Raw genomic sequence first — 23,499 nt, forward strand, 5'->3', positions numbered from 1 at the left:
AGGGCTAACTATTCCGATTCATCCCATCGACGCCGCTTCGCGTCGATCAATGGGTTTTCTCGGAAAATTTCGATAAATTATAAAAATATTAAAAGCTATAGATATAAGGTTCTAGCTTTTAAGTTCTAGCTAAGTGATATAGACCGAGCCTGACTTGTAGACGGGAGTTTACCTCGCTCAGTTTTTTAATTTTAACAAGCGCGGCATAAAGCCCAGCCTACGAGCAACTTAAACACCGATTTTGGTTTAATCTCTGCCTGAAACCAGCCCTTTTACTCTGGCCTGCCTTTATTGCGTTTACCTAATAAGTACGCGTCGCGGAATTTTATAAAATGCTGTTCTAGTTTTGTGGCTGCATCTTTCTCTCCCGCTAACGCTAGCACCATAATGGCCACTTCTGCGGTGCCAAGTTGATGCGCATGGGGAGCAACGCGAAGGCGGTAGTCTGAGAGTTTGTCGGCAGTGATCGACAATACCGGAAGGTTATCTAAATACGGGCTTTTGCGGATCATTTTTTTAGCTTCGCGCCAGGTGCCGTCTAGAAATATAAATAGCGGTTTTTTACCGGCTGTTATATTTACTTCAGTTACGGCTCTGCCCGGCTCTACATCTTCAGCAGGAAATACAACCATAGGTTGATATTGCGGATCGTTTATTAATGCTAAAAGTTTGGCATCGGGATCAGTTCTGTCCCATCTAAATGCATAGTTTTCAGGTACTATTTCGGCAATTAAACGCCCAGTATTTGAAGGTTTAAAGCTTTCATTATGATACATAAGTAAACAAACAGCGGCGTCGCAATCGGCTTGTACAACCCCTTCACAAATACAGTAAAGCTCTGCAAGTAGGCATTGCTGGCAACGTGTCATTTTAGCGCCTCGAGCGTTAAACTCACGGCGCGATTCGCTTATTTGTTGGGCACGTAATGCTAAAACGGCATTTTTCACTGGGGGGTTTACCTTAAATAAATTAGGCGCGCATTGTAGCTAAATTTGATGAAAATAGATATGTAAGGGCTTTAGGTATTAACAAGGTGATACAACCCTGTAGGGGGAGTTTACCTCGCGCAATGTTTTTCAATTTTAACAAGCGCGGCATAAAGCCCCGCCTACGGACGGCCTAAACACCGAGCTTGGTTTGATCTCTGCCTGAAACCGGATACCTAAAACCTGCTTTTTCGCCCATAAAAAAACCCAAGCTGGGCTTGGGTTTTTAAACAATTAACTAAAAGAAATTACTTTTTCTTTTTAACTGCTTTTTTATTTGGTAAGTCAGTGATTGAACCTTCGTAAATTTCAGCTGCTAGGCCGATTGATTCGTTCAATGTTGGGTGAGCATGAATGGTAAGTGCTAAGTCTTCGCCATCTGCGCCCATTTCTACTGCTAGGCCAATTTCGCCCAGCATTTCTCCTGCGTTAATACCAACCATAGCGCCACCGATTACACGGCCACTTTCTTTATCAAAAATAAGCTTAGTAGAACCTTCAGTACGTGCAGATGCAATTGCACGACCTGATGCAGCCCACGGGAATACCGCTGTTTCAATGCTAAGGCCTTGCTCTTTTGCTTCTTTTTCAGTTACACCAACCCACGCCATTTCTGGATCTGTGTAGGCAATTGAAGGAATACATTTAGGATCAAAGTAATGTTTTTGACCAGAAATAACTTCAGCTGCAACGTGTGCTTCGTGAACCGCTTTATGCGCAAGCATAGGTTGGCCAACAATGTCACCCACTGCAAAAATGTGCTCAACGTTTGTTTTAAGCTGCTTATCAACATTAATAAAGCCGCGATCATCAACGTTAACGCCAGCTTTATCTGCATCAAGTAACTTACCGTTTGGTGTACGGCCAACTGCTACAAGTACTTTGTCGTAACGTACTGGTTCTGCTGGTGCGTTTTTACCTTCAAACGTTACATATAGGCCATCGTCTTTTGCGTCAATGCCCGTTACTTTAGTAGAAAGCATTACATTAAATTTGTCGCTTACGTACTTTTGGTAAATTTTAACAATGTCTTTATCAGCAGCAGGTACTAGTTGATCAGCAAATTCAACTACGTCGATTGCTGAACCTAGTGCACGGTATACTGTGCCCATTTCTAGGCCAATAATACCACCACCAAGTACAAGTAGCTTTTCAGGGATATCTTTAAGCTCTAGTGCGCCAGTTGAGTCAATTACGCGGTCATCTTCTGGGATGAAAGGTAAGCTAACTGGTTTAGAACCTGCAGCAATAATTGCGTTATCGAACGTAATTGTTGTTGTACCGTCGGCGCCTTCAACAGCAATGGTGTTGCTGCCAGTAAATTTACCGTAACCGTATACAACTTTAACTTTACGCATTTTAGACATGCTAGTTAAGCCACCAGTAAGTTGGCCAATAACAGAGTCTTTCCATGAACGGATTTTGTCTAAGTCAATTTGTGGTGCGCCAAAAGTAACGCCATGATCGGCCATTGCCGCTGCGTCATCAATTACTTTAGCTACGTGTAAAAGCGCTTTTGAAGGGATACAACCCACATTTAGACATACACCGCCTAGTGTATCGCGAGACTCAACTAGTGTAACTTCTAAGCCCAAGTCAGCAGCACGGAAAGCCGCAGAGTAACCACCAGGACCACCGCCTAGTACAACAACTTGAGTTTTTAATTCGTTGCTCATGCTATTACCTTAATTATTTGAACGGGACACAGCCCCAAGGTTTAACTGCCATGCTTCTGCGAGGCAGAAATTCTGTGCAAAGATTGTATCATTGCAAATGGTAAAAATCCCAGCAAAAAACAACTGGCTGGGATTTGATTTCATACATTTTTAGCAATTACATCACTAATTGACGAATATCGCTCATGTAGCTTGCCAGCGTAACAGTAAAGCGTGCTGCTAGCGCACCGTCAATCACTCTATGGTCGTACGACATTGACAATGGCACCATAAGTTTTGGTTCAAACTCTTTACCATTCCATTTTGGCTTCATTTCAGATTTAGACACACCTAAAATAGCCACTTCTGGCGCATTAACAATCGGCGTAAATGCCGTACCGCCAATACCGCCTAAGCTTGAAATAGTAAAACAGCCACCTTGCATATCTGCCGAGGTAAGCTTACCGTCGCGTGCTTTAACAGATACTTCCATTAGCTCGCGCGATAGTTCAATAATGCCTTTTTTATCAACATCTTTAAACACTGGTACTACTAAACCATTTGGCGTATCAACCGCTACACCAATATTAATGTACTTTTTAAGAATTAAGCTTTCGCCGTCGTTAGACAGTGACGAGTTAATAGTTGGAAATTCGGCCAATGCTTTTGCTGCGGCTTTCATTACAAATACTAGTGGCGTAATTTTAACACCTAGCTTTTTCTTCTCGTTAAGGGCATTTTGCTCTTTACGGAATTCTTCAAGGCTGGTTATATCGGCTTCGTCGAACTGAGTAACATGTGGGATTTGCACCCAGTTACGGTGTAAGTTTTTACCCGATAGCTTTTGAATACGCGATAGTTTTTTCTCTTCAATTTCGCCAAACTTAGCAAAATCAACTTTAGGCCATGGAATAAGCCCAAGCTCACTGCCGCCTGCGTTGCCTTTACCTGCCGACAATTGACCAGATTCAACTTGCTTAACTAAGTTTTTAACATAGTTTTGCACGTCTTCTTTTACTACGCGGTTTTTACGACCAGAGCCTTTTATGTTAGCTAGGTTTATACCAAACTCACGTGCTAAGCGGCGTACCACAGGCGATGCATGTGCATACGCGCTGTTATCAGCAAAGCTTTCGTTGCTAGCTGCTGGAGCAGATTGCGTCGCTGTTTCGGCTTTTGGTGCTGGCTTTTCGCTTTTAGCAGCAGGTGCTGATTTTTCGGCTTCAGGTTTAGCGGCTGCAGCAGGTGCGCCACCAGCAACTTCAAAAACAAAAATTAACGAGCCGGTCGATACTTTGTCGCCAGTAGCTACTTTAATTTCTTTAACTGTGCCAGCAAACGGCGCAGGAAGCTCCATTGCTGCTTTGTCGCCTTCAACGTTTAGTAACGATTGATCTTCAGTAACGCTGTCGCCAACGGCTACTAAAATTTCGGTCACTTCAACTTCGTCGCCACCAATATCAGGCACGTTAACTTCTTTTGTGCTTGATGCTGAGCTTTGCTCGGCTGCCGGTGCTGCTTTAGTTTCGGCTGGTGTTGACTCAGCAGCTGGTGCTGCAGACTCACTACCCGCTACTTCAAATACAAATACCAATGAACCAGTTTTTACTGTATCGCCAGTCGCTACTTTAATTTCTTTAACTGTGCCAGCAAACGGCGCAGGTACTTCCATTGATGCTTTGTCGCCTTCAACGCTTAAAATAGACTGATCTTCAGTAACGCTGTCGCCAACGGCTACTAAAATTTCAGTTACTTCAACTTCGTCATCGCCAATATCTGGCAAGGTTACGTCTTGTGCTGCAGAGCTAGAAGCCGCTGGTGCTGGCTTAGCGTCAGTTGCAGGCGCTTTTTGCTCTGCTGCACTGTCGCTTTTGTCTGCACTTGCGCTTTTATCTGCACTTTCGCCTTCACTCTCGCCTTCAAAGATAAACACTAAAGAGCCAGTAGCTACGTTGTCGCCAACGCTTACTTTAATCTCTTTTACTGTGCCAGCTGTATCGGCCGGCACTTCCATTGATGCTTTGTCGCCTTCAACGGTTAGTAATGCTTGGTCAACTTCAACAACGTCGCCAACGGCTACTAAGATTTCGGTTACTTCTACTTCATCACCACCGATATCGGGTACTTTAATTTCAATACTCATTGCAAACCTCTTATGCGTACAGTGGGTTAAGTTTGTTGGTGTCGATATTGAACGTTTTAAGTGCTTCAATAACTACCGACTTTTCAACTTCACCACGTTTAGCAAGTTCAGATAACGTAGCAACTACAACGTAGTCTGCGTTAACTTCAAAGTGACGACGAAGGTTTTCGCGGCTATCAGAGCGGCCGTAACCATCGGTGCCTAACACTTTATAGTTATTGCTAGGAATAAACGAACGCGCTTGCTCTGCGTAGTTTTTCATGTAATCGGTTGCTGCAACCGTTACTGAATCGTTTAATACGCTAGTGATATACGCTGTTTTTTGCTCGCCTTCAGGATTAAGCATGTTAAAGCGCTCAACATCTTGGCCATCGCGCGTTAGCTCGTTAAAAGACGTTACCGAGAATACGTCAGACGCAACACCGTAATCTTCGCTCAATACTTTAGCTGCTTTACGTACTTCAGTCATAATAGTACCCGAGCTTAATAGCTGTACGTTGGCTTTTTTGCCTGCGTAGCTTTCTAGCTTGTAAATACCTTTACGAATACCTTCTTCAGCGCCTTCTGGCATAGCTGGCTGATGGTAGTTTTCGTTCATTAACGTTAAGTAGTAGTAAATGTTTTCTTGATCGTCACCATACATACGACGAATACCATCTTGAATGATAACCGCTACTTCGTATGCGTACGTTGGATCGTAAGAAATACAGTTAGGTACTGTGCTGGCAAGAATATGGCTGTGGCCATCTTCGTGTTGTAAGCCTTCGCCGTTAAGCGTAGTACGACCGGCTGTTGCACCTAATAAGAAACCACGTGCTTGCTGATCGCCTGCCATCCATGCCATGTCGCCAACGCGTTGGAAACCAAACATAGAGTAGTAAATGTAAAATGGGATCATTGGTAAATCGTTAGTGCTGTACGATGTTGCTGCAGCAACCCATGACGACATTGCACCTAACTCGTTAATACCTTCTTGCAGTACTTGACCCGATGTAGCTTCTTTATAGTAAGAAACAATATCGCGATCTTGAGGTGTGTAGTTTTGGCCATGTGGGTTATAAATACCAATTTGGCGGAACAAACCTTCCATACCAAAGGTACGTGCTTCGTCGGCAATAATAGGTACTATGTTTTTACCAATGCCTTTGTCTTTTAGTAAAATATTAAGAGCACGAACAAAACCCATAGTGGTAGAAATATCACGTTTTTGCTCTTCAAGTAGCGGGTTAAACGCTTCTACTTCTGGCACTGTTAGCTTTTCGCTAAAGCGTGCAATACGCTTAGGTGTATAACCTTTAAGCTCTTCACGACGAGCGTGTAAGTAAGTGTGCTCAGGAGTGCCTTCTTCAAGCGTTAAATAAGGCAGTTCGGTTAGTTGCTCTTCAGATATTAAATCGTCAAGGCCTAAGCGTGAGCGTAGGTGTGCAACATGCGACATGTCCATTTTTTTAACTTGGTGCGCAATATTTTTACCTTCAGCTGCTTCACCCATGCCGTAACCTTTAACGGTTTTAGCAAGAATAACAGTAGGACGACCTTTGGTTTCTTCTGCTTTTTTAAATGCAGCAAATAATTTAGATGGCTCATGACCACCACGCTTAAGCGCAAAAATTTCGTCATCTGTCATATCAGCAACAAGTGCTGCTGTTTCTGGGTAACGACCAAAGAAATGTTCACGTACATACGCGCCATTTTTTGCTTTATACGTTTGGTAATCGCCGTCAACCGTTTCGTTCATTAGTTGTAATAACTTACCGGTTTTATCTTTAGCCAGTAATATATCCCAACCGCTGCCCCACACTAGCTTAATTACGTTCCAGCCAGCGCCTTTAAATAGGCCCTCTAGCTCTTGAATAATTTTACCGTTACCCATAACTGGGCCATCTAGGCGCTGTAAGTTACAGTTAACTAAGTAACATAGGTTGTCTAGCTTTTCGCGTGCAGCAAATGAAATAGCGCCACGTGATTCTGGCTCATCCATTTCGCCATCACCTAAAAACGCATATACACGTTGGTTTTTAGTGTCTTTTAAGCCACGGCCGTCTAGGTATTTTAAAAAGCGTGCTTGGTAAATAGACGAAATAGGACCAAGGCCCATAGAAACCGTAGGAAACTGCCAAAATTCAGGCATTAATTTAGGATGCGGGTACGACGGTAAACCTTCGCCACCTACTTCTTGACGGAAGTTATCTAGCTGTGATGCCGATAAACGCCCTTCTACAAATGCGCGTGCATAAATACCCGGAGAAATATGCCCCTGGTAATAAACTAAGTCGCCGCCGTCTACATCGTTTGGTGCTTTAAAAAAGTGGTTAAAACACACTTCATAAAATGCCGCAGACGATTGGTAAGACGCCATATGGCCGCCTAAATCGAGATCTTTTTTCGATGCACGCAATACAATCATTATCGCGTTCCAACGAATTATTGAACGAATACGGCGTTCAATATTTACATCTCCCGGGTAAGCAGGTTCTTGCTCTACCGGAATTGTATTGACGTAGTTAGTGGTAATACCCGTTGGCATATCTACGCCATCTAAACGGGCTTGCTCTAACACTTGCTCAAGTAAAAACTGAGCTCGTTCAACACCTTCTTCGCGCACAACCGATTCAAGAGCTTGTAACCACTCTTGTGTTTCTAGCGCGTCTACGTCAATTTTATTGACTTCAGACATATGGAGGTTTCCTTATGTTTAAAATACGAATGTTGTGTATTTAACACATCCCACTTACTAATTTTGAGTAAGGATGTATTTGCTTAATTTTGTTTGGTGCGTCTTAAACTGCGTTCAATTCGCGAATGTTCTTTACCCGCTTCCAGTAATGCTTCTTCTATATAGGCTAAATGCGCATTACTAGCTAAGCGTGCTTCTTCGGGCTTACCTTCAATAACAGCATCCATTAGCAAGCCACGGTGGTGGCCTAATTGGTTACTGATATCTGATTTTGTTAATAACACGGTTAAATTTTGTAATACATTTTGCTCAAGCAATGCCTGCATGCCTCTCACCAAATGTAGTAAAACAATGTTATGTGACGCCTCTGCAATACAAAAATGAAAAGCATTTATTGCTTTCGCTTTTTGTTGTAAATCGTCTTGTACCAAAGCAATTTGATCAAAGCTTTGTTTTACTTTAATAAAATCGTTATTGGTGCCACGCAGTGCAGCGTAATACGCAGCAATCCCTTCTAATGCATGACGAAATTCAAGTAAGTCAAACTGCGACTCAGGGTGTTTACTGATCAAATCAAACAGCGGATCAGTAAGCCCTTCTTCGAGCTGATTTTTTACATACGTACCGCCGCCTTGGCGTCTGGTTACTAAACCTTTAGCTTCAAGCTTTTGAATCGCCTCGCGCAGTGATGGCCGCGACACTTCAAATTGCTTAGCTAACTCACGCTCCGGTGGCAGTTTTTCGCCTGGTGCCAACGACCCCTCAAGAATCATGTTCTCAAGTTGTTGTAAAATCACATCCGATAATTTTGCAGCTTTAATCTTTAAAGACATCAGTCAACGTCCGCGTTGTATAAATACCAAAAGCCCTTAAAACCAGGCTTTGAACTGAACAATTTAACTAAAAGGTAAATTGGTCATACCAAATTTTGACATACGGTAACAAAAAGCCTAATTGCTGTCAATTTACAGTAGCTTTAAGGACACTTAGCCAGCGTAACGCATTCAGCGCAAAGTTTAAAGAATACACAAAATAGTATAAATAAAGAAAGGTAAATGAGACGAAAATAAATTGGTCAGACCAGGGAGGGTAAAAGTGATAGCGGAGAGTTTAGGTGTTAGCAGTAAAAATAAGTAAACACCCCGTAGTCCGCAGTGTAACTTTAATTAAAGCCCGTTTATTCACAAAGAGGCTAAGAGGGCGCTGCGCTTTAGAGCAGTGAAAAGTAATAGCTTAAAATGTTAACTTTTTAATGTTTTCTCATTTACTCTCATTGCCTTCTCTTTGTGAAATAGTATCTTTGTTTGAAAAGAGAAGTGTAAAACCGCACTTACACAATCCAAACACCGTGCTTAGTTTTATCTTTTGTCTGGAATTTGTAAGTGCCAAGCTTGCTGGCGCGATATTTTTAACAAAAACTATAATTACTTAAAACATTCGCACTACGTGCGCGGTGGCAAGCCCCTCGTCTACGTATAACCTCAAACACCGAGCTTGGCTTTATCTCTACCTAAAACCTGACACCTAAAGCCTGCCTTTTAATCCAGCCCACCAAACAAGGTTAATAATGCAATCAGTACTAAATAAAACAATACATTACGTTTTACCAATTTAATCATACAAGTGGCTTCGTACGCGCAGTCGTAGTAGCGTTTTTCTACTTGCTCTGCGGCTAAGGCGGTGTAAGTAACCACTTTGCGGTTAGGGCTTGAAAAATCAAGCGCGTAGCGTAACCAGCAACTAGTGCCTTTATTAAAGTTACCTATTACTAAATAACCAAAGCTGGTAATGCGCGCTGGTAACCAGTCAAGCCAAAATAATAATCTGTGTAGCATTTTAGAATGCTTTGCTATTATTTCGTCGTCATCTTGCGTTACTAAATCGGCGAATGTGCGTACGAGTGCATATAAAACCGCACCGGCTACGCCTAATATTACAAACCAAAAAATCACCGCGCAGTAAAATCTAAAGTTAACCCATGCCAGGGCTTGCCCAACTGTTTCGCCGTCTTGTTCTTCTTCTGTGCGATTTTGGCCCATTTGTAGTGCATATAAGGTAGCTGCGGTTTTATCATCTCGGGTTAAAGCGTTTAAGTACGACTTATATAATGCACGCTGCTTAGCACAGCCAAAACACACGAGTAATATTGTTACATTAAAAATAAGTTGCCACAGCACAAAGTCTGATAACAAATATAAACAACCAATAGCCAGTACAGGTAAAAGTAGCCACACTAAAAAGCCAACACCCGAGCCAAATACGCCTTTATTAGTGAGTAGGTTTGCCGAGCGATTTACATAACCGTCTGCGTAGTAGCTAATTTGCCAATGGGCTGAACGAGCACCTAAACGCTCAAGTATTAATGCAATTATTATCGAAACCAAAATCATTGTTGTTACTCACTTAGCCTGATTGTTTAAGCATAGTTAAAAATAAATGCCAGTTAAAGCTACTACCGGGGTCTGTTTTTCGCCCTGGTGCTATATCGCAATGCCCTACAATTCGCTCTGTTGTTATATTTGGATAGCGTTGCATTATGGCTTTACTTAGTGTTTTTAAACTAGTGTATTGCGCTAAAGTATAAGCTGTGGTGTCGGTTCCCTCAAGCTCAATGCCAATGCTAAAGTTATTGCAGTTAGTTTGCCCGTTAAACTCAGACGCCCCAGCATGCCATGCTCGTTTAGTAAATGGCACGTACTGCACTAGCTCACCGCTGCGTTTAATAAAGCAATGTGCCGACACCCGCACACCGTGTAAATCGCTAAAGCTGCTATGCGCTTCACAATTAAGCGTACCCATAAATAAATCATCAACATAAGGCGTGCCAAACTGCCCCGCCGGCAAGGATATATTGTGAATTACCAATAAAGAAACGTCTGTATCACTCGGGCGCTCATCAAAATGCGAACAACCACGCTGCAAAGCACAATTTACCACCCCATTTAAATCTATGTTCATAATTTAAATCAAAAGATCTACATAACATCGATGCTAAAGGATTTAATTTAAAAATGATAGATGAAGCAATAAAAGCTTACCAACCAGCGAGCTTGTAGGCGGAAGTTTACCTCGCGCAGTTTTTTAATTTTAATCAGCGTGGCATAAAGCCCCGCCTACGTGTAACCTAAACACTGAGCTTGCTTTGATCTTTACTTAAAACCGACCCTTTTCACAAAGAGAAAACAATGAGAGCAAATGAGAAGCCACTTAAACAACTAATTTACTTATTACTACTCTAAAGCGCAGCGCCCTCTTAGCCTCTTTGTGAATATGTTTTTCGCACTACGTGCGGCGCGGTGGCAACTCCCTCGCCTACAGGTAATTTAAACATCGAGCTTATCTCTACCTGATACCTGAAACCTGAAACCTAAAACCTGCTTTCCCCAAAAACCTGATACCAGCCTTTACCACAAAGCTGGTTATTGCAATTCAAACATAGTAAAATTTGCTTAATTTATTTACTGTTACGAGCTTTTTTATGCCTATTCCACACACTTTAGTTAGTCAACTAGTTACTCTTGCACTTGGTGAGGATTTAAATTACCAAAGTGCTGAAAATGGCGACATTACCGCGCAACTTATTCCAGCAAACGAGCAAGCAAACGCTAAAGTAATTACCCGCGAAGACTGCATATTTTGTGGTAAAGACCTAATTATTGAAGTATTTAAACAAGTAGAGCCAAGCGTTGTAGTAAATGTACTAGTAAACGATGGCGATGCAGTTAAAGCTAACAGTACTTTATTTACAGCAACAGGCTCGGCTCGCGCTATTTTAACTGCCGAGCGTACAGCACTTAACTTTGTACAAACACTTTCGGGCACGGCTACTACCACAGCTCATTATGTAAAAGAACTTGCGGGTACAAAAACCCAACTACTCGATACCCGCAAAACCATACCTGGTTTACGCATTTTACAAAAATACGCCGTTAAATGTGGCGGCGGTGCAAACCACCGTATTGGTTTATACGACGCGTTTTTAATAAAAGAAAATCACATAGCAGCGTGTGGCAGTATAAACAAAGCCGTGGCGCAAGCTAAACAAAACCAACCAAACAAACCAATAGAAGTAGAAGTTGAATCACTTGTTGATCTAAAACAAGCGCTTGATGCGGGTGCCGATATTATAATGCTCGACAACTTTAACGTAGAGCAAATAAAGCAAGCTGTAGTAGTTACTAACAAACGCGCAAAACTTGAAGTTTCGGGCAATATGACCTTACAAACGCTTAAAACTTACTCTCAAGCTGGGGTAGACTTTATATCGAGCGGAGCGTTAACAAAAAACTTACAATCAATCGATTTATCAATGCGATTTGATTAATAATAACGCAGACTTTAAATTTAAACTGCGCTAATTCATTGACAATAGATACTATAAAGCATTAAACAACCCGAAAGGATTGCTTTTTAAAATTTTGTTAAATAAAATACTTTTTTAAATATAATCCGTGTACTAAAAAGTAAAAAACAGTGGTAAACTCACGCTGTTGTACTATAAATGAATGTACCATTAATATAAAAGCACTAATTAGCTGGTTTAATATTAATGAATGCAATGAAATGTATAAAAAGTTAAGTATTTCTACGGCTATACCTAAAAATATAAGCGAATTTATAAATATAAAAGTAACTCAATAACACATTAAAGTGCTAAATATTGGCAACTTTAATAACTAAATGCACAGCGTGTTCTTGTCTATGCAAACTAAAATACGCTGTACAGTAAAGTTTGTTCTTTAAATAAACTGTTTAAATAAACAAATTAAGTAAACAGGTTAAATAAACAAATTAAGCTAAGCACTAATGCTACTTAAATAGCGTTTATTTACCACAACATTATCCTTTAGGAGAGGAAACATGAAAACAATGACACAACAGAACCAAAAGGGTTTCACCCTAATTGAATTAATGATCGTAGTAGCAATCATAGGTATTTTGGCTGCTATTGCTATACCACAGTACCAAGACTACACTCAAAGAACTAAGGTTAGTGGTGCATTAGCTGGAATAGCATCATATAAAACAGCTGTTGCTATGTGCAATCAGACTACCGGTAGTTTAACTACTTGTAATGCAGGAAAAAACGATATTCCTGCAGATATTACAGCAAAAAATGCCGGTGCAACTATCGCTTATGTTGATAAGTTAACAACTGCTAATGGAGTTATAGATGTTGTAACAACAGCTACCGATTCTAGCGGCAACAATTTAGCGTTGAAACTTACTCCAAGCAATAGCAGTGGTACAATAAAGTGGGCATTTACTGGTTCCGGTTGCTCAAGTACAACAGCAGGAAGAGGGATCAACTGCTCTGTAAATTAATCTAATATAATGTAAATAAAGGTAATTAATTACCTTTATTTACATTTCAATCATCCGCAAAAAATAATTAGCCTAACAATGAAAAAAAAATCAGAAAGTAAAGAGCTAGACACTTTTTCCTGGATAGGCGTGAGCTCCAGAGGTAAGCGGTTAGAGGGCGAATCAACTGGTGCAAGCATAGCTTTAGTCAAGGCACAACTTCGCAAACAAGGTATTACTCCTTCCAAAGTAAAGCGTAAAGCAAAACCATTGTTCGGTATTCAAAATATTCAAAAGGTCACTGCAAAAGACATTGCACTCGTTACTCGGCAAATAGCCACTATGCTGATGGCGGGCGTGCCGTTAATTCAGTCAATTGAAATGATTGGCTCAGGCTCATCTAACAAAAGTGTAAGTAAGCTGATGGAAGCCATTGCCGATGAAGTAAAAGCTGGTCAGCCACTATCACAAGCTCTGCGACGCCATCCCCGTTATTTTGATGACTTATATTGTGATTTAGTGGCATCGGGTGAGCAGTCGGGCGCTTTGGATAAAATATTCGACCGCGTTGCTATTTATAAAGAAAAATCTGAAGCGCTTAAATCAAAAATAAAAAAAGCCATGTTTTACCCTATTGCGGTATTAGTTATCGCACTTATAGTTACCTCAATATTACTAATATTTGTTGTACCGCAATTTCAGGATATTTTTGCCGGTTTTGGCGCTGAACTCCCTGCTTTTACCTTGTTCGTAATTAGCATATCGGAGTTTATGCAAGAGTACTGGTGGATAATACTTATAATAATGTTTGCTTTTGGTTGGGCTTTTAAAGAGGCGCACCTTAAAAGCTTAAAACTCCGCGATGCTACCGACCGAGCAGTACTAAAGCTCCCCGTTATTGGTATGATTTTAAATAAAGCCGCTGTTGCCCGTTATGCCCGCACGCTTTCGACCACTTTTGCTGCTGGTGTGCCGCTAGTTGATGCGCTGGACTCTGCTGCAGGTGCCTCAGGTAATGCGGTTTATCGTTATGCTATTTTAGATATTAAAGCCGAGGTTAGCTCGGGTAACCAAATGAACTGGGCAATGCGTAACTCTAAAATATTCCCTGATATGGTAATACAAATGGTGGCTATTGGTGAAGAGTCGGGATCGCTCGATGGCATGCTAGGTAAAGTAGCGACTATTTATGAGCAAGAAGTTGACGATGCGGTAGATGGACTCTCAAGCTTGCTAGAACCACTAATCATGGCCGTATTAGGTGTGCTAGTTGGTGGTTTAATTATTGCCATGTACTTGCCTATATTCCAACTTGGCTCTGTTATTTAGTTTTAGGCTTCGGAAAGTAGCATTATAGATTAGTGAATTGACGATCTAATAAAATATTCACAAAGAGGGTTAAGAGGGCGCTGCGCTTTAGAGAAGTGAAAAGTAATAGCTTAAAATATTAACTTATTTAATGGTTTCTCATTTACTCTCATTGTTTTCTCTTTGTGAAAAAAATCTTTAAGTTAATACTCACAAAGAGGATTAAGAGCACGCTACGCTGTAGAGAAGTAATTAAAACAGTTTTATCTTCTCATTTACTCGCTTTGTGCAAATTGTTTTTAGTGAAATATAGAAAGCTTTAAGTGTGAAGGAATACATATGGAAATTGATTTATTGACACAGAAAGTGATTGGTTGTGCAATTGAAGTCCACAACCAGCTAGGGCCAGGATTATTAGAATCGAGTTATGAAAAGTGCTTTATATACGAGTTACTGCAAGCTGGAATTGTTGCAAAAGGTCAGGTTGAGCTTCCAATTAACTATAAAAATATATTAATTGATGCTGGTTATAGATTAGATATTTTATTACCTAATCAATTAATCATTGAATTAAAAGCTGTTGATAAATTACAGCCAATACATTCAGCGCAACTGTTAACTTATATGAAACTTACGAGCATAAGCTCAGGTCTTTTAATAAACTTTAATGTCAAAAAGTTAACTGATGGTGTTAAGAGGTTTAATTTACTTAAAGGTGAATAACCAAAAACTTAATAATGCACTGCATTATGATAGTTAAAGTTGCTGATAAATAGGTAAAATACTCACAAAGAGGTTAAGAGATCGCTACGCTTTAGAGTAGTGAAAAGTGATAGCTTAAAATGTTAACTTGTTTAGTGGCTTCTCATTTACCCTCATTGTCTTCTCTTTGTGCAAAAAATCTTTAAGTTAATACTCACAAAGAGGATTAAGAGCACGCTACGCTGTAGAGAAGTGAAATTGTTTAAGGGGCTTCTCTTTTACTCTCATTGTCTTCTCTTTGTGCAAAAGATCTTTAAGTAATTTATTCACAAATAGGGTTAAGAGAGCGCTGCACTTTAGAGTAGTGAAAAGTAATAGCTTAAAATATTAACTTATTTAATGGTTTCTCATTTACTCTCATTGTTTTCTCTTTGTGGTAATGTTTTTCACATAACTTTTATAAATAGTTTTTAGGTAGTTAGATGCAAAATTTCTTTCTAGATATAACCACAGTGATGCAAAGCCAATTATGGTTTTATTTAACCACTATTGGCTTGGTGAGTTTGTGTGTTGGCAGCTTTTTAAATGTGGTTATTTACCGCTTGCCATTAATGATGCAACGCGAATGGCAAGGCGAATGCCGGCTGCTTTTAGAAAGCGAACTTAAAAGTAATAAAAAAAACACCAACGAGCCTTTTAACTCAGATTTAAACTCAACTTTTAATTTAATTAAGCCCAACTCTACCTGCCCTAAATGTAAAACCGCAATTAAAGCGTGGCAAAACATTCCTGTTATTAGCTGGTTATTTTTAAAAGGTAAATGCGCCAGTTGTAGTAACCCGATATCGGCTCGCTACCCTATTGTAGAGGCAATAACTGCACTATTAAGCTTAGTAGTTGCTTATAGCTTGGGCGTTACCGAGCAGGCTTTACTTTATATAGCAATTACTTGGGCTTTAGTGGCGCTTACCTTTATTGATATTGACCATATGCTACTGCCCGACCAAATTACCCTACCGCTAGTATGGCTGGCGCTTATTGCTGCAGTACTGGGCTATACCGTTACCCCAGCTGATGCCATTATTGGGGCTGCTTGCGGCTATTTAAGTTTGTGGAGCGTATTTTGGTTATTTAAATTACTAACCGATAAAGAAGGCATGGGCTATGGCGACTTTAAATTACTTGCCGTGTTTGGTGCTTTGCTTGGCTGGCAATCGTTATTGACTATTATTTTGCTCTCGAGCGTAGTGGGCGCCATTATTGGTATTGCGCTATTAACGATTCAAGGTAAAGACAAAGCCACCCCCATTCCATTTGGCCCCTACCTAGCTATTGCAGGCTGGATAACCATGTTATGGGGCGAGCAATTACAAGCTAGCTACTTTAATTTAATTGGCTACTAATATGAGCGAACAAGCGGTTAAAGTAACGAACATAAATAATTGGGTACTGGGTTTAACTGGCGGTATAGGCTGTGGTAAAACGGCTGTAAGTAATATGCTTGAAGCGCTGGGTATTTGCGTTGTTGATGCCGACATTATTGCGCGCCAAGTAGTTGAGCCAGGCAGCGAAGGGCTAAAGGCAATTGTTGCACACTTTGGTGCTGATATACTCTTAGCCGACGGCAACTTAAACCGCAGTGCTTTACGGAAGCTTGTTTTTAGCAATACTGAGCATAAAAACTGGTTAAATACGCTATTACATCCACTTATTCGCCAGCAAATTATTACCGATTTAAATAACGCCACCAGCCCTTATGTGGTAATGGTTGCCCCGCTACTTTTTGAAAACGGCCTAGATAAATACTGTAACCGCACTTTACTTATAGACGTGCCAAAAAACGTGCAAATAGAGCGCACGGTTAAACGTGATAACATAAGCTTAGAGCAAGTAAATAGTATTATTGCCGCGCAAATGTCGCGTGAACAAAAACAACAACAAGCAGATGATATTTTAAATAACGATCGCAGCCTAACTCTAGTTAAGCACGACTTAATAGCTTTGCATAAAGGCTATTTAAAATTGGCGTTAAAATAGCCATAAATTATAAAAACAGCTATTTTAATTGCTAAAATTAGCCTAGATTGTGATGGGCAATGTAATCCCTGCTTTTTTCTGATAAATTGCTAACTATTGAAGGATTTATACAGGTGCGCAATGAATATTAACTCACCGTTATTAAGAAAATTTATTACCCTTGGCCGTGTTGATGCCGGTATAGTAAAAACTAAACAGCAAGAGTTTGCCTCTACTGCTGAGCTTATTGCTAAATGTGGAAAAATTGAAAGTAAAGATTTAGCGGCGCAATGCATTGATTTATTTAGGGTGCCTTTTTTTGATTTAAAAGACTTTAATACTGCACTTATTTCTCCTGAGTTAGTAAAAGAAAAACTGATCCGTAAACATCATATTTTGCCTTTAGTACAAAAAGGCAGAAAAGTGTATATTGCCGCCTCTGATCCTACCGATTACGGCGCATTTGAAAACTTTGAATTTAGTACCGGCTTGTCTTGCGAAGTGGTAGTGGTTGACTACATTCAACTCGATAAAAAAATAGAACAATTGCTTGATGCCACTGGCAGCTTAAATTTAAGTGATGACGAGTTTAAAGAGTTTGCCGAACTAGACGCCGATATACAAAAAGACACTCCTAAAGACGATGACAAAGACGATGCACCAATCATTGTTTACATCAATAAAATATTAATGGATGCGATTAAAAAAGGTGCGTCTGATTTACACTTTGAACCCTACGAGCACAAATACCGAATTCGTTTTAGAATTGACGGCATTTTGCACGAAGTAGCCAGCCCACCAAACAGTTTAGCTACTAAGCTTTCCGCGCGTATTAAAGTAATGTCGCGCCTTGATATTGCCGAAAAACGTAAACCACAAGATGGCCGCATAAAGCTAAAAATAACCGAGCGTAAAAGTATCGACTTTCGGGTAAGCACCATGCCTACCTTATGGGGCGAAAAAATTGTAATGCGTATTCTTGATTCATCTAGCGCCATGCTTGGCATTGATGTATTAGGTTACGAACCCGAGCAAAAAAAGCTGTATATGGATGCGCTTGAGCAACCACAAGGGATGATATTAGTAACTGGGCCTACTGGCTCGGGTAAAACGGTATCGCTTTACACTGGCTTAAATATATTAAACCAGCCAGAGCGTAATATTAGTACTGCCGAAGATCCGGTAGAAATTAACCTCGAAGGGGTTAACCAAGTACAAATTAATATTAAAGCCGATATGACCTTTGCCAACGCATTGCGCGCATTTTTACGCCAAGATCCCGATGTAGTAATGGTAGGTGAAATACGTGACTTAGAAACCGCCGAAATATCTATTAAAGCGGCGCAAACAGGTCACTTAGTGCTTTCGACCTTGCATACAAACTCAGCACCCGAAACCATTACCCGTTTATTAAACATGGGCGTACCGGCATATAACGTAGCAAGTTCTATTAGCTTAATTATAGCTCAGCGCCTAGCGCGCCGATTATGCCCTAAATGTAAAACGCCTGAAAATTTACCTAGTGAAGAGCTTCTACGCCAAGGTTTTAGCCAGCAGCAAATTAGTGAAATGACCTTGTATGCTCCTAAAGGTTGCGAAAACTGTACCGATGGTTATAAAGGTCGTGTAGGTATTTACGAAGTAATGAAAATTACCCCAGAAATAGCACAAATTATAATGCGCGGTGGTAACTCACTAGAAATAGCTGAAGTGTCGCTTAAAGCCGGATTTAATAACCTGCGTTTATCGGGCATTCGTAAAGCCGCCGACGGCATGACCTCGCTAGCTGAGATTAATCGGGTAACGAGTTTTTAATATCTGATACGACTCTATAAAAGCCAATACAATACTAAAAGCATTTAAACTGACTTAGAGTTTGGCTATTAGACAGCACCATTTAAAACAAGATTGAGAGATTACTATGCCAACTATTGTTAACTGCCCAACCTGTAAAAGTAAGGTTGAATGGTCAGAGCAAAGCCCACACCGCCCATTTTGTTCAAAACGTTGTCAGCTTATTGATTTAGGCGAATGGTCGTTTGAAAATAATAGAATTTCAGCCCCTATCACTTCAGCTGAAGATTTTAGCCAAGACATGATTGAAGACATAGAAGCCATGATGGCAAAAAATGAAGATGACTTTTTTAAGTAGTAAGTAGGTTTAGAGAGCAGTAAAGTATATAAGCCAAGCACCTTGCTTGGCTTTTACTTTTGTCTGGAGTTTGCAGGCGGGAGTTTACCTCGCGCAATAGTTTTTAAGTTTTAACCAGCGCGGCATAAAGCCCCGCCTACAATAAACCCCCAACCCGTAGGCGGGAGTTTACCTCGCGCAGTTTTTTAAATTTAACCAGCGCGGCATAAAGCCCCGCCTACGGGGAATTTAAACACCGAGCTTGGCTCTAGCTAAAACCAACCTTTTTCACAAAGAGAAGACAATGAGAGCAAATGAGAAGCCATTTAAACAACTAATTTACTGTTTACTCCTCTAAAGCGCAGCGGCTCTTAACCTCTTTGTGAATATATCTTTAGCACTACGTGCGCGCAGCGCGGTGGCAAGCCCTCGCCTACGGGTAATTTAAACACCGAGCTATTTTGAATGTTTTTTCTTACCCATGCGCTTTTGCATTTTTGCAAACTTTTCTTGCTGCTCTGCATTTAGAACTTGCCACACTTGGTGCTGAGTTTTTAATTTAATTAAACCCATTTCTTCACCTTTTTCGTGGCGTTGAGCTAGTAGTTCTTTTGCTGCATTTTCGTCAAACGTTGCTGCCGATAATAAGCTTTCCATTTTAGCTTTGTGAGCGGTGCGCTTTGCTTTGCGCGCTTCTTTATCTGTACCTTTAAGTGCTTGCATTTGCGTTTTTTGTGCTGCAAATATAGCTTCTAATTTAGTTTGCTGCTCTTGTGTTAAATCAAGTTTATCAGCGCCGCGCTCCGATAGTAAAAAGTGCGCTTGTGAGTGGCGACCTTGCTTATGCATATCGCCTTTGGCCATAACACTGGTTGCACCGAAAGTAGCGGTTGCTAAGCCACAAATAAGTACTAGTTTTGAAAGTGTATTTACTTTAGTCATAATCATTACCTTTACTATTGGATTGGTTGTTTTAATCTGTTGAGGTAACTATACCCGCTGCAATGCAAAGTAACGCAAAGCAGTGTAAAGGTTATGTAAAGATTCACTTTTGTACTATTAAGCAGGTAAAATCAGCTCATACGGCACAACCCAAGGGTTTGAAAATGAAACTATTAATGATTGATGACGACACAGGTTTGTGTGAGCTATTAAGCGAGTATTTAACCGCGCAAGGATTTAACGTGCAAAGCGTACACGACGGCGAGCAAGGCTTAAAACTAGCGCAAGCGAACGACTACGCACTAATACTACTTGATGTAATGCTGCCTACCCTTGATGGTTTTGAAGTACTTAAACAACTTAGGCAAACCAAGCTTACGCCGGTAATTATGCTTACCGCCAAAGGCGAAGATTTTGATCGTATTTTTGGCCTTGAACTTGGCGCAGACGATTACATACCTAAACCTTTTAATCACCGTGAGTTACTTGCCCGAGTTAAAGCAATTACGCGTCGTATTGAACATATAACCACCATGAATACCACTAGCAATAATAAATTAGTGGTTAACGGGGTTACTATTAATTTAGCCGCCCGTGAAGCCTTAATTAAACAAACAACCTTAACCCTTACTGGCACCGAATACGAAATACTCGCACTCCTAGCCAAGCGCGCTGGTGAAGTAGTTAGTAAAGAGCAAATAAGTGAAGATGTACTTGGCAGGCGCTTAGCCTCGTTTGATCGCTCTATTGATATGCACGTTAGCAACATTCGTAAAAAAATAGCTGAACACTTACCTAACGAGCTAATTAAAACCATTAGAGGGACGGGCTATGTCTTTATTCAAGGCGAATAAATTGGCAAGTTTTAGCTGGCTTAAACATCCTCGGCACTATTTGTTTTTTAAAGTTTTCACTTGGTTTTGGTTAACTATTATTGGCACAGGTGCGGCACTTATATTTTTAAGTAGGGTTACAACTATTAACTCTGTTAGTTATAACCCCTTGCATGGCCCGATGGAAAAAAACTTAGCTTATACCGCTAAAAACATTGAGCGCTCTACCATAAAGCACAAGCGTTCGCTTAACGATACGCTAAAGCACCCTCGACGTACTAATGGTAAGCTTTTATATTTAAATGCAGAGCAGCTAGAAGATTCGCTAACAAATAAAAGCATACCCGCCGATGTTGATTTAAGCTTGCTTAACTTTACTAAGAGCATGCCGCCGCAAGTTATTTATACCGAAAAATACCAAGCAATTGGGCCAATAAAAATTAGAGTACCTGAAGGTGATTTTTATTTATATGAAATAGATATTTACAACCATACGCCGCTATATCTGCGGTTAAAGTTAATGCCGGGTTGGATAAAAATATCAATTGCTATTATTGCCTCACTTATTTTAAGCTTTTTATTTAGCCGTAACTTAATTGCCCCTATTAATAGCTTAAAAAAAGCCGCTATAAAACTCTCTGCGGGGGATTTAACAGCGCGCGCCGCAATTTCGGTAAATCGTAAAGATGAGCTGGGAATATTAGGGCGCGACTTTAACCGTATGGCCGACCAATTAGCGCAATTAATTAGCGCACAAAAGCGCCTACTGGCTGATATATCACACGAACTACGCTCGCCGCTTACTCGCTTAAAAATGGCGACCGGCCTTGCGCAAATGCAAGCTAACGAAGCCAGCCAATCGTATTTACTACGCATAGAAAAAGAAGCCAATCAACTCGATAAAATGATTGCCGATGTATTGCAAGTGTCGCGCTTAGAGGCAAATAGCCAAGCGTTATCGCTACACAAACAGTCATTGCAAGATATTGTTGATCATGTACTTAACGATGCCACCTTTGAAGCAAAACAGCACAACAAGCAACTGCAAGTAAGCGGCTCGGCGGCGGTAACACTAAATTGCGATGAAGCGCTAATTGCCAGCGCACTGGAAAACTTACTGCGCAACGCGATTAAATATGCACAGCACACTATTAACCTTACCCTAAAGCACGGTGATGCCATTTATATTGAAATATGTGATGATGGCCCAGGTGTACCAAACAATCAGCTTAGTAAGCTATGTGAGCCGTTTTTTAGGCAGTCAGATGCGCGCGACCGAGTGAGTGGTGGCACGGGTTTAGGCTTAGCGATTGCCAAAAATGCGATTATTGCTCATGGCGGCAGCTTGGTTTTATCAAATAAACCACAAGGTGGCCTGTGCGCCATGGTTACTTTGCCAATAATAAAAGAGTAGAGAATGTTTTACAGTAGTGAAAACGAGCTTGTTGATAATCAACCCAGTATTAATGATTTTTATAACAACACCCTAGTTAAAGCCTATTTAAATACCCCTGCCGGGCAGTTATTTTACGCCTATGCAAAACCTGAGCATGCGCATACCGCGATTGTTATTAGCTCAGGGCGTATTGAAGGGCTTGATAAATACAAAGAGCTATTGTGGGAGCTGTACACTAATAATTTTGCCGTGTTTATTGTTGATCATCAAGGCCAAGGTCGCTCTTACCGACAGTTAGCCAATAAGCATAAAGGCTATGTAAAATGCTTTACTGATTATCGCCACGACCTGCATTTATTTAATCAACAAATTGTTGATAACCACTGGCAAGGCAAAAAAATACTGCTTGGCCATTCAATGGGCGGCGCAATTGCCTTTGACTATTTAGCTCATTTTAAAAATAACTTTAGTGGGTTGTTTTTATCGGCACCCATGTTTGACATTCACACTAAAAACACTCCAAAACCGTTGGCAAAACTAATTGCTAACGCAGCTGTTTTTTTCGGTTTTTCACAAAGTTATGCCCTAGGGCAAAACGATTACAGCCCAGAAGAGTTTGCTTTAAACTCATTAACTAGCAGCCAAGTGCGTTATAAAAACTTTAGGCAAACTTATCAAGACCCACTACTGCAACTTGGTGGCGTAACCTATGGTTGGCTACAAGCCGCATTTACCTTTATTGCATCGGTTGATAAGTTAAGCATTAATATTCCGCTGTTTATTGCCAGCGCAGAGCGCGACGAAGTAGTAGATAACGCCGCGCAATATAAATTAGCAAACCGACATAACCAGGCAATAATAAAGAGCTTTGCCGGTGCTAAGCACGAACTATTATTTGAGCGTGATGAAATACGCCAGCCATTGCTAACAAGTTTGTACCAGTTTTGTGAATAGGTTTGGAAGAGCAGGTTTTAGGTATTAGGCGTCAGGTTTTAGGTAGAAAAAAACCAAGCTCAATGTTTAGGTTAACCTAGGAGGCGCTTTATGCCACGCTTGTTAAATTTTTAAAACCCTGCGCGAGGTAAACTAAACTCACGCCTATGGCAAAGGTTTAGGTTTTAGGTATTAGGTATTAGGCGTCAGGTTTTAGGTAGAAAAAAACCAAGCTCGGTGTTTGGGTTAACCATAGGCGGGGCTTTATGCCGCGCTTGTTAAATTTTTAAAACCCTGCGCGAGGTAAACTCCCGCCTACGGCAAAGGTTTAGGTTTTAGGTATTAGGCGTCAGGTTTTGGTAGGAATTAGCCAAGCTCGGTGTTTGGGTTAAACCGTAGGCGGGGCTTTATGCCGCGCTTGTTAAATTTTTAAAACCCTGCGCGAGGTAAACTCCCGCCTACGGCAAAGGTTT

The 23,499-nt window shown here is 40.7% G+C and carries 19 protein-coding genes; 11 read left to right on the forward strand and 8 right to left on the reverse strand.

The features are described from left to right. Positions 1-272 precede the first annotated feature (272 nt). The 7 genes from AAEY55_RS16400 to ampD form a co-directional block, all read right to left on the reverse strand. The gene (locus AAEY55_RS16400) at positions 273-947 is read right to left on the reverse strand and encodes a tRNA-uridine aminocarboxypropyltransferase (protein ID WP_041454330.1); all 675 of its coding nucleotides are present in this window, start codon (positions 945-947) and stop codon (positions 273-275) included. Positions 948-1,234: 287 nt separating this feature from the next. Then, positions 1,235-2,662 carry a dihydrolipoyl dehydrogenase gene (gene lpdA / locus AAEY55_RS16405; protein WP_089367702.1) on the reverse strand — a complete coding sequence of 476 codons (1,428 nt, stop codon included), beginning with the start codon at positions 2,660-2,662 and terminating at the stop codon, positions 1,235-1,237. Between the two features lie 157 nt (positions 2,663-2,819). Beyond that, positions 2,820-4,784 (reverse strand): pyruvate dehydrogenase complex dihydrolipoyllysine-residue acetyltransferase, encoded by a 1,965-nt coding sequence (gene aceF / locus AAEY55_RS16410; protein WP_350552257.1) that lies wholly within the window; start codon positions 4,782-4,784, stop codon positions 2,820-2,822. A 10-nt stretch (positions 4,785-4,794) separates the two neighbouring features. Then, positions 4,795-7,461: a pyruvate dehydrogenase (acetyl-transferring), homodimeric type gene (aceE, locus tag AAEY55_RS16415; RefSeq protein ID WP_350552260.1), complete on the reverse strand. Its 2,667-nt coding sequence runs from the start codon at positions 7,459-7,461 to the stop codon at positions 4,795-4,797. Positions 7,462-7,544: 83 nt separating this feature from the next. Continuing rightward, positions 7,545-8,294 carry a pyruvate dehydrogenase complex transcriptional repressor PdhR gene (gene pdhR, locus AAEY55_RS16420; RefSeq protein WP_011327101.1) on the reverse strand — a complete coding sequence of 250 codons (750 nt, stop codon included), beginning with the start codon at positions 8,292-8,294 and terminating at the stop codon, positions 7,545-7,547. 705 nt (positions 8,295-8,999) lie between these two features. Then, a complete protein-coding gene (ampE, locus tag AAEY55_RS16425; protein WP_350552263.1) occupies positions 9,000-9,851 on the reverse strand; it encodes a beta-lactamase regulator AmpE in 852 nt (283 codons plus the stop codon). Between the two features lie 13 nt (positions 9,852-9,864). After that, entirely contained in the window at positions 9,865-10,419 is a 555-nt protein-coding gene (gene ampD / locus AAEY55_RS16430) for a 1,6-anhydro-N-acetylmuramyl-L-alanine amidase AmpD (RefSeq protein WP_182684031.1), read from the reverse strand. 520 nt (positions 10,420-10,939) lie between these two features. On the opposite strand from ampD, the gene nadC reads away from it, so the two are divergent. From nadC to yacG, 8 genes are all read left to right on the forward strand, one after another. Further along, positions 10,940-11,785, forward strand: a complete 846-nt coding sequence (gene nadC, locus AAEY55_RS16435; RefSeq protein ID WP_350552266.1) for a carboxylating nicotinate-nucleotide diphosphorylase — start codon at positions 10,940-10,942, stop codon at positions 11,783-11,785. Between the two features lie 536 nt (positions 11,786-12,321). Beyond that, positions 12,322-12,786: a prepilin-type N-terminal cleavage/methylation domain-containing protein gene (locus AAEY55_RS16440; protein ID WP_350552269.1), complete on the forward strand. Its 465-nt coding sequence runs from the start codon at positions 12,322-12,324 to the stop codon at positions 12,784-12,786. A gap of 78 nt (positions 12,787-12,864) precedes the next feature. Then, the gene (locus AAEY55_RS16445) at positions 12,865-14,094 is read left to right on the forward strand and encodes a type II secretion system F family protein (protein ID WP_350552272.1); all 1,230 of its coding nucleotides are present in this window, start codon (positions 12,865-12,867) and stop codon (positions 14,092-14,094) included. Positions 14,095-14,412: 318 nt separating this feature from the next. Beyond that, positions 14,413-14,796: a GxxExxY protein gene (locus AAEY55_RS16450; protein ID WP_350552275.1), complete on the forward strand. Its 384-nt coding sequence runs from the start codon at positions 14,413-14,415 to the stop codon at positions 14,794-14,796. 461 nt (positions 14,797-15,257) lie between these two features. After that, complete coding sequence (locus AAEY55_RS16455; protein ID WP_350552278.1) at positions 15,258-16,178, forward strand: A24 family peptidase; 921 nt, start codon at positions 15,258-15,260, stop codon at positions 16,176-16,178. Position 16,179: 1 nt separating this feature from the next. Next, positions 16,180-16,812, forward strand: coding sequence for a dephospho-CoA kinase (gene coaE / locus AAEY55_RS16460; protein WP_350552281.1), 633 nt, complete (start codon positions 16,180-16,182; stop codon positions 16,810-16,812). Between the two features lie 120 nt (positions 16,813-16,932). Continuing rightward, a complete protein-coding gene (gene pilB, locus AAEY55_RS16465) occupies positions 16,933-18,606 on the forward strand; it encodes a type IV-A pilus assembly ATPase PilB (protein ID WP_350552284.1) in 1,674 nt (557 codons plus the stop codon). A 106-nt stretch (positions 18,607-18,712) separates the two neighbouring features. After that, positions 18,713-18,943, forward strand: coding sequence for a DNA gyrase inhibitor YacG (yacG, locus tag AAEY55_RS16470; RefSeq protein WP_011327088.1), 231 nt, complete (start codon positions 18,713-18,715; stop codon positions 18,941-18,943). A 435-nt stretch (positions 18,944-19,378) separates the two neighbouring features. On the opposite strand, the gene AAEY55_RS16475 is transcribed toward yacG, so the two are convergent. Continuing rightward, positions 19,379-19,864, reverse strand: a complete 486-nt coding sequence (locus AAEY55_RS16475; RefSeq protein WP_350546187.1) for a Spy/CpxP family protein refolding chaperone — start codon at positions 19,862-19,864, stop codon at positions 19,379-19,381. Between the two features lie 164 nt (positions 19,865-20,028). Here AAEY55_RS16475 and AAEY55_RS16480 point away from each other — a divergent pair, with 164 nt between their 5' ends. The 3 genes from AAEY55_RS16480 to AAEY55_RS16490 are packed head-to-tail and all read left to right on the forward strand — an operon-like array spanning position 20,029 to position 23,047. Next, on the forward strand, positions 20,029-20,718 hold the full coding sequence (locus AAEY55_RS16480) for a response regulator transcription factor (protein ID WP_350546185.1): 690 nt from the start codon (positions 20,029-20,031) through the stop codon (positions 20,716-20,718). After that, positions 20,696-22,111, forward strand: coding sequence for an ATP-binding protein (locus AAEY55_RS16485; RefSeq protein ID WP_350546182.1), 1,416 nt, complete (start codon positions 20,696-20,698; stop codon positions 22,109-22,111). Before AAEY55_RS16480 ends, AAEY55_RS16485 begins: the two co-directional genes overlap by 23 nt. Positions 22,112-22,114: 3 nt before the next feature. Next, positions 22,115-23,047 (forward strand): alpha/beta fold hydrolase, encoded by a 933-nt coding sequence (locus AAEY55_RS16490; RefSeq protein ID WP_350546180.1) that lies wholly within the window; start codon positions 22,115-22,117, stop codon positions 23,045-23,047. Positions 23,048-23,499 lie beyond the last annotated feature (452 nt).

The organism is Pseudoalteromonas sp. 120-MNA-CIBAN-0494, assembly GCF_040308885.1.
GTDB classification, from domain to species: Bacteria; Pseudomonadota; Gammaproteobacteria; order Enterobacterales; family Alteromonadaceae; genus Pseudoalteromonas; species Pseudoalteromonas nigrifaciens.